This window comes from Microbacterium phyllosphaerae (assembly GCF_017876435.1).
GTDB lineage: Bacteria > Actinomycetota > Actinomycetes > Actinomycetales > Microbacteriaceae > Microbacterium > Microbacterium phyllosphaerae.
The window spans coordinates 3,353,316-3,367,188 of the sequence record NZ_JAGIOA010000001.1; the positions used below are offsets into that span (position 1 = coordinate 3,353,316).

At 69.4% G+C, this 13,873-nt stretch carries 13 protein-coding genes; 2 read left to right on the plus strand and 11 right to left on the minus strand.

The genetic code is table 11. The features are described from left to right. Position 1 precedes the first annotated feature (1 nt). From JOF42_RS15900 to JOF42_RS15920, 5 genes are all read right to left on the minus strand, one after another. Positions 2-1,663 carry an AMP-binding protein gene (locus JOF42_RS15900; protein WP_210098716.1) on the minus strand — a complete coding sequence of 554 codons (1,662 nt, stop codon included), beginning with the start codon at positions 1,661-1,663 and terminating at the stop codon, positions 2-4. Between the two features lie 33 nt (positions 1,664-1,696). After that, positions 1,697-2,563 (minus strand): acyl-CoA thioesterase, encoded by an 867-nt coding sequence (locus JOF42_RS15905; protein WP_210098717.1) that lies wholly within the window; start codon positions 2,561-2,563, stop codon positions 1,697-1,699. Continuing rightward, entirely contained in the window at positions 2,560-3,000 is a 441-nt protein-coding gene (locus JOF42_RS15910; protein WP_210098718.1) for a cupin domain-containing protein, read from the minus strand. The genes JOF42_RS15905 and JOF42_RS15910 overlap by 4 nt, the downstream gene beginning before the upstream one ends. Positions 3,001-3,079: 79 nt before the next feature. Continuing rightward, positions 3,080-3,907 carry a PaaX family transcriptional regulator gene (locus JOF42_RS15915; RefSeq protein ID WP_210098719.1) on the minus strand — a complete coding sequence of 276 codons (828 nt, stop codon included), beginning with the start codon at positions 3,905-3,907 and terminating at the stop codon, positions 3,080-3,082. Between the two features lie 37 nt (positions 3,908-3,944). Next, positions 3,945-4,403, minus strand: coding sequence for an Lrp/AsnC family transcriptional regulator (locus tag JOF42_RS15920; RefSeq protein ID WP_210098720.1), 459 nt, complete (start codon positions 4,401-4,403; stop codon positions 3,945-3,947). A gap of 179 nt (positions 4,404-4,582) precedes the next feature. On the opposite strand from JOF42_RS15920, the gene JOF42_RS15925 reads away from it, so the two are divergent. Then, on the plus strand, positions 4,583-6,010 hold the full coding sequence (locus JOF42_RS15925; RefSeq protein WP_210098721.1) for an amino acid permease: 1,428 nt from the start codon (positions 4,583-4,585) through the stop codon (positions 6,008-6,010). 49 nt (positions 6,011-6,059) lie between these two features. Then, positions 6,060-7,259: a pyridoxal phosphate-dependent aminotransferase gene (locus JOF42_RS15930; RefSeq protein WP_210098722.1), complete on the plus strand. Its 1,200-nt coding sequence runs from the start codon at positions 6,060-6,062 to the stop codon at positions 7,257-7,259. 102 nt (positions 7,260-7,361) lie between these two features. On the opposite strand, the gene JOF42_RS15935 is transcribed toward JOF42_RS15930, so the two are convergent. From JOF42_RS15935 to JOF42_RS15960, 6 genes are read right to left on the minus strand one after another with little or no spacing between them, the layout of a single operon-like run. Next, on the minus strand, positions 7,362-7,763 hold the full coding sequence (locus tag JOF42_RS15935) for a VOC family protein (RefSeq protein ID WP_210098723.1): 402 nt from the start codon (positions 7,761-7,763) through the stop codon (positions 7,362-7,364). 49 nt (positions 7,764-7,812) lie between these two features. Then, on the minus strand, positions 7,813-9,174 hold the full coding sequence (locus JOF42_RS15940) for an AMP-binding protein (RefSeq protein ID WP_210098724.1): 1,362 nt from the start codon (positions 9,172-9,174) through the stop codon (positions 7,813-7,815). After that, complete coding sequence (locus JOF42_RS15945) at positions 9,167-9,775, minus strand: phosphohydrolase (protein ID WP_210098725.1); 609 nt, start codon at positions 9,773-9,775, stop codon at positions 9,167-9,169. The genes JOF42_RS15940 and JOF42_RS15945 overlap by 8 nt, the downstream gene beginning before the upstream one ends. Then, positions 9,768-11,633 carry a VWA domain-containing protein gene (locus tag JOF42_RS15950; protein WP_307803624.1) on the minus strand — a complete coding sequence of 622 codons (1,866 nt, stop codon included), beginning with the start codon at positions 11,631-11,633 and terminating at the stop codon, positions 9,768-9,770. The genes JOF42_RS15945 and JOF42_RS15950 overlap by 8 nt, the downstream gene beginning before the upstream one ends. Next, positions 11,630-12,304: a potassium transporter Kef gene (locus JOF42_RS15955; RefSeq protein ID WP_307803625.1), complete on the minus strand. Its 675-nt coding sequence runs from the start codon at positions 12,302-12,304 to the stop codon at positions 11,630-11,632. Before JOF42_RS15955 ends, JOF42_RS15950 begins: the two co-directional genes overlap by 4 nt. Further along, a complete protein-coding gene (locus JOF42_RS15960) occupies positions 12,301-13,869 on the minus strand; it encodes an AAA family ATPase (RefSeq protein WP_210098726.1) in 1,569 nt (522 codons plus the stop codon). The genes JOF42_RS15955 and JOF42_RS15960 overlap by 4 nt, the downstream gene beginning before the upstream one ends. Between the last annotated feature and the right edge of the window lie 4 nt (positions 13,870-13,873).

Sequence of the window (13,873 nt, forward strand, 5' to 3'; positions counted from 1 at the left end):
GTCAGGCTCCTCGGTTGTGAGATGGGGCGACGTCGGCCTCGGCGGCCGCCCGTTCGCGCAGGATGAAGTGCTGCACCTTGCCGCTCGGGTTGCGGGGCAGCTCGTCGAGGTAGTCGACGCGGCGGGGGCACTTGTAGATCGCCAGTCGCGACTTGACGTGATCGAGGATGCTCGTGGTGAGTGCCTCGGACGGGTCGACTCCGTCTCGGGGAACGACGAACGCGACCACGATCATGCCCCGCTCGGGGTCCATGCACCCGACCACGGCGCACTCCCGCACGTCGGGGTGGCCGAGCACGACCTCCTCGACCTCGGGGGCGCCGACGTTGTAGCCGGCCGTGACGATCATCGAGTCGTTGCGGGCTTGGAAGGTGAAGTAGCCGTCTTCGTCTCTCACGAACGTGTCGCCGGTGATGTTCCACCCGTCGTGCACATAGACGCTCTGGCGCTCGTCGTCGAGGTAGCGGCACCCGGTCGGTCCGATGACGGCGAGTCGTCCCGGCTCCCCCGCACCGAGCTCGCGACCCTCGTCATCGAGGATCGTGGCGCGATAGCCCGGCACCGCTCGACCGGTCGTGCCCGGGCGGATGTCGTCACCCGATGCCGAGATGAAGACGTGCAGCATCTCGGTCGCGCCGATGCCGTTGATCAGCCGCAGACCGCTGGCCGCCTCGACGGCCTCGAAGGTCGAGGTCGTGAGGTGCTCCCCCGCCGCGACCGCGATGCGCAGGCGTCGGAGCTCATCGGCCAGGCCCTCTTTGATCACGCTGCGGTAGCCCGTCGGAGCGGTGTAGAGCACCGTGATCCCCAGCCGTTCGATGAGCCTCGCGAGCTCGACCGGTGTGGCTCTCTCGACGAGCACCATCGAGCCGCCCGTACGCAACGGGAAGACGACGTTGCCACCGAGGCCGAAGGTGAAGGCGAGGGGCGCCGTGCTCGCACTCACATCGTCGGACGTCAGGTGCAGCACGTGGCGCGCGAACGTGTCGGCGTTCGCGAGGATGTCTCGGTGGAAGTGCATGGTGATCTTCGGCACACCCGTGGTGCCGCTGGTCGCGCCGAGGAGTGCGACGTCGTCGGCTGCAGTGTCGACGGCGGTGAACACCCCGCTCTTCGCATCGCAGGCCCGTGCCAACGCATCGTCCTCGCCCCCGGCTATGAGCACGACGGGTGGAGCACCCAGGTCGGCGAACGCCGCCTCGGCCTCGACGACGCCGCGATGATCGACCACGGCCACGCCTGGCCGAACTCGCTGCGCGATCGGCCGCACCTCCCTGGCACGCCACGCCACCATCGTCGTGACGACGACCATTCCCGCTTTGAGGGCGCCGAGCCAGCAGACGACGGTCCACGGCCCGTTGAGCATCCGCAGCAGGACCCTGTTGCCCGGGACGAGCCCGAGATCCTCCGTGAGCACCTGGGCGAACTGGTCGACCCGTCTGCGCAGCTCTCCGTACGTCCAGTGCGCGCCGTCGGCGAGGAGGATCGCGGGGCGTTCAGCGCCGAACCGGTCGATGGTGCGGTCGAGGAGCTCGGATGCCGCGTTCAGCCGCTCGGGGTACCGGACGTCGGGGATCGTGAACTCGAGAGTAGGCCACCGGTCGACCGGTGGCAGTGAATCGCGCGTGAACGTGTCGACGTGCGCGGAGGGGGAAAGCGTCATTGCTGGTCCCTTCGAAGCGAAGATGAGGTGAGATCAGAGCGGACGACCCGGGCGGATCATCCCCTCCTGGGCGACGGTGGCGACCAGCCGGCCGTCGCGTGTGTAGAACCGACCGATGCCGAGGCCTCGCCCATCGGAGATCGCGGCGCTCTCCTGCGCGTACAGCAGCCAGTCATCGGCGCGCGCCGGCGCATGGAACCACATGGCGTGATCGAGACTGGCCGTCACCAGCCCCGCGGAGCGCCAGGGCAGCCCGAGCACGCGGAGGATCGGCTCGAGGATCGTGTAGTCGCAGACGTAGGCGATCGCGATCTGATGCGTTCGAGGGTCATCGTCGAGCCGATCGAAGGCGCGCACCCACACCGCCTGATGCGCCGTGCGCTCTCCCTCGATCTCGATGTACACCGCCCCGGGCACGTGCCGCAGGTCGAAGCTCCGACCGTGCGACCAGTAGTCGGCGTCGGCACCGTCGGCACCCTCGAGCACCTCTGCGGACGACCGGAGCAGCTCCGGCATCGGCGCCTCCGGCATCGGTGGCGCATGCGCCGGGAACTCCTCCGGGACGTGGAAGGACGCCGTCGCCATGAACGAGAGTCCACCGTGCTGGTGCCCGCGCACGTGCCGGGTCGAGAACCCTCGGCCGTCGCGAAGGATCTCCACCGCGTAGTGCACCGGCTCGGTGACGTCGACACCGCGGAGGAAGGTGCTGTGCACCGAGTGGAGCACCCGATCATCGGCCACCGTGCGCAGCGCCGCCGCGATGCTCTGGGCGACCATGTCGCCGCCGTACGCCTTCGGCCAGGGAACAGGCTGCGGCTGGGCCTCGAAGGCACGTTCTGCATGCGTCGTCGACACCTCGGTGAGGGCGATCGCTCGATGGAACGGGGCGGACGTGCTCATGCGCGACGGAAGCCCTCGAGTGTCGAATCGTCGACGTCGTCGAGGTTCACGACGATGTTGTCGGGGGTGCGGGTGGTGAGCCAGACGAGCTCGTCGGTCACCGACATGTTCGCCTCGACATGCGGCATGAACGGCGGCACGAAGACCCAGTCCCCCGCCGTCATGTCGAGGTACTCGCGGTATCCCTCGCCGAAGTAGATGCGCGCTGTTCCCCGAAGGACGTATCCGCCGGTCTCGGCCTCGCCGTGGTGATGCGGCAGCGACCGGTAGCCGGGATCGTTCGACACCTGGCCGAACCAGATCTTCGTGGCTCCGGTGTGCTGCGGACCGACCCCGGAGACGCGGACGCACCCGCCCGACGACATCGTCTGGGTGTCTTCCTCGCCGCTGCGGGTCACCTGCGGGGCACTGTCCCAGCGCAGTTCATGCTCGGTCATGAAAGCTCCTTCGCTTGCGTGTCGAAGAAGTGTCACATACGTGACGACCGTCACACAAGCGTGACAGCAATATGAAGCGTCAGGGCATCACCGCGGTCACGAAGCGCTCCGCCGCAGGCTCCAGAGCCGCATGGAGCTCGGCGAAGACGCGCGCGGCCTCGACGCCGACCCACCCGTCAGGCAGCAGACCCAGCGGCAGGCCTGGGTCGAGGTAGACGAGGCGGCGCCACTGCGTGATGGCCCGCACGTGCGCCGCGAAGGCCGCGCGCTCGTCGGTCTCGCCGATCACGCCGCCGAACGTGTCGACGAACGCGCGATACAGGGGTTCCATCGCGGAGAGATCCCACCACTCCCTCACCGAATCCTCGGCCGGCTCCGACGACACCCGCGAGCCGAGGAACAGGTCGACGTAGCCGTCGAGCCCCGCCCCGCGCAGCGCCGTCTCGGTCTCGTCGACGATCAGCCCGGGAGCGATCCAGAGCCCGCCGCTCACCTGCCCGAACCCGAGTCGCTGCAGGAGCCTGCGCAGCTGGTGGCGCACCGGACGCTCGCTCTCGGGGACGCTGAACGAGGCCAGCAGCCACGGATCCTTCGCCTCGGCCCTGCGGGACTCGAAGATGCGGCGGTCGCCCGCCGCGAAGACGCCGTCCAGAGACGCGGACAGCCGGTAGGCGCCGCCACCCTCACTCACGAGGACGCCGCGCTGCTTCAGCCGCGAGACGGAGGAGCGTACGACTCCCGCATCGACACCGAGCGCCGACATCATCTCGATGAGGGCCGCGATGCGGATCTCACCTCCGTGCGCACGCACGTGGCGTCCGAAGACCGTCACGATGAGGTGCGGAGGCCTGACTCCGGATTCGGGCACCAGATCGTCGGCATCCGCTGCACTCGAATCCGCCCTCATGGGAATTCAGCGTAGTGCGCCGACACTCGCGCCGAGGTCACGCGGGAGCGCCGCCGATCGCGTGCTCGAAGATGAGCTGCGTCTGCGACTGACCGAGGTCCGGGTGCGAGCCGATGTGCGCCCTGATGAACTCACGCAGAGACGGCACGTCGGCCATCGCGACATGCACGACGATGTCCCTGTCGCCCCCGAGGAGGAAGACCTGCTGCACTCCGGGGACCCCCTGCAGCAGCGGCACGATCTCGGTCACCTGGCTGCGCGCGTGATTGAGCACGGCGACCGAGATCAGCGCGCTGATCGCGGCGCCGGCAGCCTGGGCGTCGACGACGGCCCGGTAACCGCGGATCACCCCGGCGTCCTCGAGCATCCGCACCCTCCCATGGCAGGTCGAGGGCGCGAGCCCCACGCGCACCGCGAGCTCCTTGTTCGACAGCCGGCCGTCCTGCGAGAGCTCTCGGAGGATCCGCCGGTCTGCATCCGTCATCGTGAACGTCATCGTTCTCCTTCGCCAGTGACGAGAATCGCACAGGATTCGAGAATCAGCTGAATTCTCGAATGATCTTCACGACTGTGTCATGACCTCCGAATCCTTGCAAGAATCTCGACGCGCCGCAGGGCCGACGACCGATCCCGCGCGGCATCCTCATCCACGAGCAACGACGCCGAAGGACAGCCATGGCTGAATCCACCGACATCCAGACCCGAGAGATCGGTCTGCAGAAGGCCCTGACCGCGCGGCAGCTGAGCATGATCGCGCTCGGCGGCGCGATCGGCACAGGACTGTTCCTCGGCAGCAGATTCGCCATCGGCTTCGCCGGACCCAGTGTCGTGCTGAGCTACCTGATCGGCGGCATGATCGCGCTGCTGCTCATGGCGGGGCTCGCCGAGATGACGGTGCAGCACCCGACGTCCGGCTCGTTCGGCGCCTACGCCGAGCACTACATCGGTCCGCTCGCGGGCTTCCTCGTGCGCTACATGTATTGGGGATGCATCGTCCTCGCGGTCGGCACAGAAGTGACCGCCGTCGGCGAGTACATGCAGCTGTGGTTCCCCGGCATCCCGCCCTGGATCTGGGTGGTGCTCTTCGGCGGTGCGCTGATCCTCGTGAACGCGATGAACGTCAAGAGCTTCGGAACCCTCGAGTACTGGTTCTCGGCGATCAAGGTGTTCGCCATCCTCGCGTTCATCGTCGTCGCCGGCTGGCTGGTGTTCTTCTCGGGCGACCAGAAGCGCGGCCTGCACAACTGGGGAGCCGAGGGCGGTTTCATGCCGAACGGCCTGAGCGGCATGTGGTTCGCCGTGATCGTCTCGATCTTCAGCTACCTCAGCATCGAGATGATCGCGGTCGCCGCCGGCGAGGCCGCCGAGCCCGAGAAGGCGGTCAAGAAGGCGTTCAAGGTCACGGCGTTCCGACTGCTGATCTTCTACATCCTCACTCTCTCGCTCATCGTGTCGATCGCGCCGGTATCGGAGATCCTGTCGGGGTCGAGCCCCTTCGTGACGGTCATGCAGGTCATCGGCATCCCGTTCGCCGACTCGGTGCTGAACTTCGTCGTGATCATCGCCGCACTGTCGGCGATGAACAGCCAGCTCTACATCTCCACCCGCATGATGTTCTCCCTCTCGCGCGCGGGCGAGGCGCCGAAGGTCTTCGGCAGGGTCGGCCGCAACGGAGCCCCGTTGAACGCCCTCCTGCTGTCGACCGGCGGCATCGTCGTGGCGACCGTGATCTACGTGCTGAATCCCGACCAGGCCTTCACGATGATGTTCGCGATCTCGATGTTCGGTGCCCTCTTCACCTGGTTCATGATCTTCGTCACGCACGTCGCCTTCCGCCGCACGCTGGCCGCACGCGGAGAGAAGCCGAAGTACACGGTGTGGGGCTCACGGATCGGAGCGATCGTCGGGGCGCTGCTGATGGTGGCGATCGCGGCGTCGACGGCTCTGACCGAGGAGTTCCGCGCGACGCTGCCGTTCGGCATCCCGTGCCTGGTGATCGCGATCGTCGCCTTCCTGCTCGTGCAGAGGCGTCGACGCCGCGCCGCCGCAGACCTCGAGGCGGCGGATGCTCCGACGTCGCACGGAAAGAACCGCGATTCTTGACGACGCCCGAGCCGTCATCCGCGCGGTCGACCCGAGTACGCTCGTAGTCGTGACCGAACGCGCTCCTCTCTCTCGCAAGCTCTCCGCCATCGCCGAATCGGCGACCCTCAAGGTCGATGCCAAGGCGAAGGCCCTCAAGGCCGAAGGCAAGCCCGTCATCTCGTATGCCGCGGGCGAGCCCGACTTCGCGACGCCGCAGTTCATCGTGGATGCCGCGGCCGAGGCGCTCGCAGACCCGGCGAGCTACCGGTACACGCCGGCGGCCGGCCTTCCGGCACTCCGCGAGGCGATCGCCGCGAAGACCCTTCGGGACTCGGGCCTCGAGGTGTCGCCGAGCCAGGTCATCGTGACCAACGGCGGCAAGCAGTCGGTCTACCAGGCGTTCCAGGCCGTGGTGAACCCCGGCGACGAGGTGCTGCTCCCCGCCCCGTACTGGACCACCTACCCCGAGGCGATCCGCCTGGCTGACGGCACCCCGGTCGAGGTGTTCGCCGGCGCCGACCAGGACTACAAGGTCACGGTCGAGCAGCTCGAGGCCGCCCGCACCGAGCGCACCACCGCGCTCGTGTTCGTCTCGCCCTCCAACCCGACCGGGTCGGTGTACACCGCCGAGGAGACCGCCGCCATCGGCGAGTGGGCCCTCGAGCACGGCATCTGGGTGATCTCCGACGAGATCTACCAGAACCTCACCTACGAGGGCGTCAAGGCGACCTCCATCGTCGAGGCAGTCCCGGATCTCGCCGGCCAGACGATCCTCGTGAACGGTGTGGCCAAGACCTACGCCATGACCGGATGGCGCGTGGGCTGGATGGTCGGACCGGCGGATGCGATCAAGATCGCCGGCAACCTGCAGTCGCACCTGTCGAGCAACGTGAACAACGTCGCGCAGAAGGCTGCGATCGCCGCCCTCAACGGTCCGCAGACCGAGGCCGAGCAGTTCCGCGAGGCCTTCGACCGCCGCCGTCGCCTGATCGTGTCGGAGCTGTCGAAGATCGACGGGCTCGTCGTGCCGAACCCGCTCGGCGCGTTCTACGTGTACCCCGACGTGCAGGGTCTGCTCGGCCGCACGTGGGGCGGCGTGACGCCCACAACCTCCCTCGAGCTCGCCGACCTGATCCTCGAGCAGGCAGAGGTCGCCGTCGTTCCCGGCGAGGCCTTCGGCCCCTCCGGCTACATCCGGATGTCATACGCGCTCGGCGACGACCAGCTGCTCGAGGGCGTCCAGCGCCTGCAGCGCCTGTTCAGCTGACCCGCGACACCGACGCCCATCCGGCCGTCCACGCCCACCGGGCTGAGGACAGCGGGGGGGGCGTCGTCGTACCGGCGTGTCACCGGCCGCGGCTGACCGCCGTCAGTCCTCGTCGTGGAATCCGATGAGCCATCGGATTCCGTATCGATCGATGAGGGTTCCGTCGTAGTCGCCCCAGGGGCGCTTCTGCAGGGCGTCGATCACGCGGCCCCCGGACGACAGCTGATCGAACCAGCTGGTCAGCGTCGTGGCATCGGCGGTGCCGAGCAGCGAGAGGAACATCCCGCTCATCTGCACGGCGTCGTCGTCGGCCCCGGCATCGGCCCCCGCCAGCTCGACAGGGCCTGACAGCTGCCCGTGCGCGACCGCATCACCCGGCCCGTCGTGACGGCCGGCCGCGGCATAGTCGAGAAGCTGCAGATCGCCACCGAAGACCGCCCGGTAGTGCTCCAGCGCTTCGGCCGCGTTTCCGGGGAACAGCAGGTAGGGGGTCAGTCCGCTCATGCCGCGAGTGTACGGCGAACCGGCGACCTTGTCAGTCGGGTCGGCGGAGTCAGTCGGGAACGGTGCTGCGGTACCGCCGCGGTTTGCCCTCGCCGAGGTCGATGAGCCGCTCGACCCGGCGCAGCTCGATCGGCACGCCGAGCAGCGCCGTCAGCGCGAGCCGGATGCCTGCCTCGTCGCCGCCCGAGATCACCGCATACAGACGGCCGTCGGCGTGCTGCTCGATCGACCATCCGAGCGCCCCACGAGCCTGAAGCTGCTGCGTCAGTTCGACGCACGGCACGAGCGTGCCGTCAGCCGCGCGGAAGCGCGTGTTGTCGCGCCCTTCGAGGTCGGCGATGCCGAACGCGCCGTCGTCGAGGGTGACCAGCCGACCGAAGTCGCCGGTGCGGTACCGCACCAGCGGCAGCAGCGGATTCTCCCCCGCCGTCACCACGATCTCGCCCACGGCGCCCGGTTCCACCGCGACATCCCGCCGAGGATCCAGCACCTCCACGTGCACGCGCCGGTCGAGCATCCGGAAAGAGCCGTCATCCGTGCGCGCCGCGATCGGTCGGGTCTCGTGCAGCCCGTAGACGTCGATCACCGGGCACGCGAACGCCGCCTCGAGTCGCGCGCGCAGCGGGGCAGACAGTGCCATGGCACCGGAGAAGATCACGGTGGGATGCAGCACGGAGTCGAGTCCTGCATCCAGCAGTTCGGCGAGGCTCGTCGGGTGCCCGCTGAGGATCTGCGGATCAGCGTCGGCCAGGAACCGATCGCGTGATGCGACATCGACCCACGAGGACGGATGCAGGTTCAGCCGCGCCATGGCTCGGTGCGCGAAGCTCGAGATCACGGACACGTAGGTGAAGGCCTGCTGCTGGAAGACGAGGTTCGCCACCGCCATCCGCTCACCGTCGGCACGCACCACGGCCCCGACGGATGCCGCGAGCGCGACGAGCAGATGGAAGCCGCGTGCGACCTCCTCGACGTCGTCGGGGATGAGCAGTGCCGCCCCCGTCGACCCAGAGCTCGTGCCGTGCAGCATGCGGGAGAGGTCCGCGTCGAGGGGCACGAACGCGGCGAGGTCGTCGACGAGGTCGGCTCGGGAGATCGTCGGGAAGTCCTCGAGCGCGGCATCCGTCGGCATCCCGCGGTAGCGCAGCGTGCGCCGCGCGGCATCGAGGTGCTCGGCGAGCCAGCCGGTCGTCGACAGCGGCTGCCGCACCCGATCGACCTGCTCCGCGCTGAGCCGATCTCCGGTCGAGTGGGTCCAGTGCGGGGCGTCCGGATGCGCCCGCCAGCGCGTCAGTCTCGCCGCGCCGGCCGCGTCGATGGTCGGCCAGCGCTCGGCGTCCGTCAGCACCGCCGCCTCTCCCGGCGCGTACTCGGCGAGGGTCAGCGCCCCCCGGAGGTCGGGGTCACTCACTCGAGTACCGTGCCGCCGCCTCCTTGCGGCGCGCCTCGTCGAGCTTGCGGGCGATGTCGGCGCGGTGCCTGTGACCCTCGTACGCCTCGGCGAGGGCCCGGTTGCGGGCGAGTGAGTCGCAGGCGGCGAGAAGCGAGGCAGCCGTCGCCGCGTCCTCCCCCGCGGGGAGGAATCCGCACCAGAGCAGGAAACTGCGGGCGGCCTCGGTGCGGCGCTCATCGTCGGACGTCCACTCCGCGGGCGAGGAGACGGGGGCCACGCGCAGCGCGAGCGCGTCGACGGCGAGAGCCGTCGGCCCGGTGGAGAGCGGCGGGTCGAGCGGTTCGAGGAGCCCCTCGGCGGCGACCAGCCACAGCCCGATGGCTGCTCCCTGCCGCACGCGCGGGTCGTCGTCGAATCTCGACGCGACGATCTGCGCCCCGAGCACGTCTCCGGCGAGCGCACGCAGTGACACCCGCTCGTCGAGGAACTCCTGGGGGACGCGCGAGATCCGCGCCGCGACGGATTCGAGAGACGGCCCTGTACGTGTGCGGGCCCAGGCCTCGGCCTCGCCGCCCGAGCGCTCGCTCCACGCCGCGAGAAGATCCTCGGTGTCAGCCATGCAGGGTCACCGCCAGGGCCGCGCACGCCGCGGGAGCGTCGGCCATCGTCTGCAGGTACACCACGTCGTAGCCGTCGCGTTCGGCGAGCTGCGCGACCTGGTGCCTGCGGTCCATGAGCACGAGCGTACCGGTGGTGAGCACCTCGCGAACGGCACGAGCGACACCCGCATAGGGCTCGTTGCCGACGCCGAACATCGACACCAGCCCGTCATCCGAGAGCACAACCACATGACGCTGCGCATCGTCGTCCGCGGGTGGCAGACCCGCGTACCTGGCGGAATAGAGGTCGAGCGGGAACGACGTCGACCGGCCGAAGAACAGCGAGATCGCGGCGATGATCTCGGCGGGGTCGCGGCCGAACCGCGGCATCCCGGCCACCTCGCCCGTGCCCGAGAAGCTCGTGACCCTGACTCGGCCACCGCCGCGGAGGATCGAGAGCGCGAGGATCGTCCCCGCGAGCACGGCCGGGGAGCCGTTGCGAGGATGCGTCATCGACCCGGAGGAGTCGATGTAGAGGTCGAGTTCGAGACTCGTCTCCTGCACGATCGGCTCATCGTCGAGCTCCGAGCGCCGCCGCGTCGTGACGCCGGGGATCACCGTGCCCGAACGGAGGGTCAGCGGCCAGTCGAGATCGGCGAGCGCATCACCCACCTCCCACAGTTCCACCGGACCCGGGATGCCTCCGGTCGGCGTCGACGGTGCGGACCGTGTGTAGGGGCGCACCCACGCCGCGGCCTCGTTGCGATACCAGGCGGCCAGTACCGCATCCTCTCCGCTGTCGCGATACAGGGCGAGCGTGCGGGCAATCGTGAGCCGTTGCCCGTCCTTCTTCGTCGTATCGTCGATCGCGTCAACCGGGTCTCCCTCGTCTCCCGGATCCCGCACCATGCCGGGGTGGAGAGGGAGGTCGTCGCGCAGCCGCTGGTCGGCGAGGATGCGTCCGAGCTCGTCAGCGGTGGCCGGGGCGTCGTCGATGCCGCATCCGCTGCCCGATCTGCCACCCCCGGCCAGCGCCTCCTCCGCGAGGTAGGGCGCCGCGATCACCCCGAACAGCGCAGCCCCCGACACCGGATCGGTGGAGAAGAACCGCACCGCATCGGCGATGAGGGAGGCATCGACATCGGGATTGGTGGCGGTCGCTCCGGCGAGTTCGGCGGCGACGCGCTCACTCTCGGCGCGGGCCTCTCGCAGCAGCCGCTCCTTCTCACGGTGCTTCTCGGGGATCTCGCTCAGCGGCACGAAGCTCGTCTCGGTGAAGGTGCGCACGGGTCGAGGCGGTGGCTCGAGCGCGCACAGGGTCCCGGCCGACAGCTGCCAGAGCAGCTCGTAGGCACGGCAGTACACCCACCACAGCCGATCGGCGCTGCCCTCGGGCGCCGGGTAGAGAGCCAGGCCGAGGCGGACGATGCCGAGATCGCGCGTCGCGGTCACCGTGCCGCCCTGGTCGGTGCGCTGCAGCTGGGCGACCCGTGTGTTCACGAGCAGATCCGACCACAGGTTGGAGAGCCGACGGGCGCCGTCGCCCGGATTCGCCCGCGGCGACGCCACCGCGATCGCGCGAGCCATCTGGTGGTCGATCTTGAGCGAGTCGATGCGCGTGCTCGGGGCCAGCACGTGGTGCCCGATCTCGTGCGCGAACATGCTCCACAGCTCATCCGAAAGTCCGCGGTCGGCGAGATATCGGGGGTCGACGGTCACGGAGGGCGGGAACGAGAACCAGGCGGGGGCTCCCTGCGCCTGCGCCGCGCCGGGGCGGACGGACGGATCGTCGAGACGTACCCGCCACAGCGCCAGCGCCCGTTCCCACGCGGAGCGGGCGTCGGCGGTCAGCGGCACCGGATCGGGCAGCCTGCTCACTGCGGCTCCCGCACGTGCACCCAGGCCAGGTGCGTGTCGGGACCGATCACGATGCTCACCGCGTCGTCACGGGGTGCCACGGTCTCCGGCCGATCCGGAAGGAGTGAGAGTCGCGCCGCCCAGACATCGCTGTCGAGGCGCCACCAGGAACCGGCGACGAGGAATCCGAACGCACCGGCATCCGCCAGGGATTCCACCCGCTCGGGAGGACGGATCCAGGCCCCGCCGAGGCCCCGGAACCCGCCGGTCGCGAGCACGTAGCCACGCTGGTCGGCCCGGCCGGGCCACCAGAACCGATCGACTCGCTGCCGACGACGGAACTCGTCGAGCGCATCGACGCCGAGTCCGAGCGTCGCGGCGGCGGCCAGCCTCTGCCCCGCCGAATCGAGACGATCGAGTCGGGCGAGCGCGTCGGCGCGCAGACCGAGTGCCCCCGCACGCCACGCCGCGAGCGAGACGAGTTCGAGCGCACGCTCGCGGTCGGCCAGCGCAGCCGGGTCGTGCGCCGCCCCGGCGGCGAGCGCCCGGGCGAACAGCAGCGGGTCACCGTGGGCGCTGCGCACCGACGTCGCCGCGACGGAGGCGTCGAGCCCCGCAGACGCCAGATCGGGCAGTTCGGCCGGCGGGAAGGGTGCCGACACGTTCGCCAGCTGCACGGGGACGCGGTTCACCCGCGCAGCTCCTGCCAGCGCACGTAGGCGGTGTACCGCTGATGCAGGTACTTCAGGGCGATGACGTCATCGAAGTCGCGACCGTACAGCTTGCCGACCGTGGCGATCCGGCGCAGCTGCGCCTCGACTGCGGTGATGCGACGGGAGGCCTCGAGCGCCGGCACGCCGTCGAGTCCGCGGTCGAACTCGGCGAGCAGCGCGGCGACCTCGTCGTCGGTGTCGCGCCCGAGCGCGTCATACTGTCGGCACGACTGCGCGAACAGGTCGGCCAGCCAGCTGACGGTGTCGGTGCTGAGCTCGCGCTCGGCTCCGACGTCGAAGCGCGGATGCGTCGCGTTCGGCAGCAGCTTGCCGCGGAGCACGAACGGCAGGACCGCCGCGACGTCGTCGAGTTCGACGGCATCCACACCCCGGAACCAGGCCATGGCCTTCGCGTACACGATGAGCGTCTGCAGCGCGCGCACCGAGAGTCCGTTGCGAGTCTGCGCCCCCAGATCGACCTCGAGGTCGGCTCCGCTGTTCGCCTCGATGACCTCGCCGACCCGTCCTCCTGCCGTCGTCACGACGTCCTTCGTGCGGTACTCGAAGCGGCGTCCGCCGTGCTGCACGAACTCGAAGTGACTGAGGAAGAACCGCAGACGCTCACGCACGGCATCCGGGATCGGCACCGCTCGGATCTGCGCGCGCATCTCGGACTGCTGCGCCGCGTCGAACGAGAGCTCGACGGGCACATGCTCCTCGGGCTTCTCCCCCGCCTCGACCCGGGTGATGAGCTCGTCGAAGAACCGACTGTTGAACCCGGCCGCCTGCACCGTGACGTCCATGCGGTCGCGCAGCGCCTGGATGACGGGGAATGTTCCGCCTCCGGCGTCGTCGTTGGCGGTGAAGAACCAGCTCTCCACTCCTCCGTCCGGCGCGGTGCGACGCATCTGGTCGTGACTCTCGACATACCCCTCCGCGACCATCGTCAGCAGCGCCGACTGGGTCTTGGTGGGGATGCGGTTGTACTCGTCGATGATCTTGACGGGCAGACCCAACCAGTCGCGCCAGGCGATGCGGATGTCGGTCAGCTTCTCGGCTCCGACCAGATCACGGGGCAGCGGGATGCCGACGAGGTCGCTGACCGTGAGCTGAGGCTGGCCCTGCTGCACGGCCCGCCGGACATCCGCCGACGCCGTGCCCGCGAGCACGCCCATGAGCACGGCCACGGTGGTCTTGCCGCGACCCGGTCCGCCGATGAGCAGGCACTTGCCGCCGACCGCGAAGGTGAGCAGCGGCACGAGTACGTTGGAGGAGAACGACGCCTGCGTCGGCAGCGACACCGTCGCCCCGGCATCCCCCAGCCCGATCGAGAGCGGCTCGCCGTGCGAGAACTCCATGTCGTAGTACGGCGAGATCACCGCGCGATTGACGATCCAGTAGTACACCTGGCGGAGCTTCTCGTCGAGAGGCACGGCCGCCTGCGCTGCCGGACGGAACAGGTCCTCGGCGGTCAGTGCCTCGACGCCGTGGCCGCTGCCGGGGTTCGTGGGTGATGCGGAGACTCTGTTCCAGCGGTCGGGCATGCGA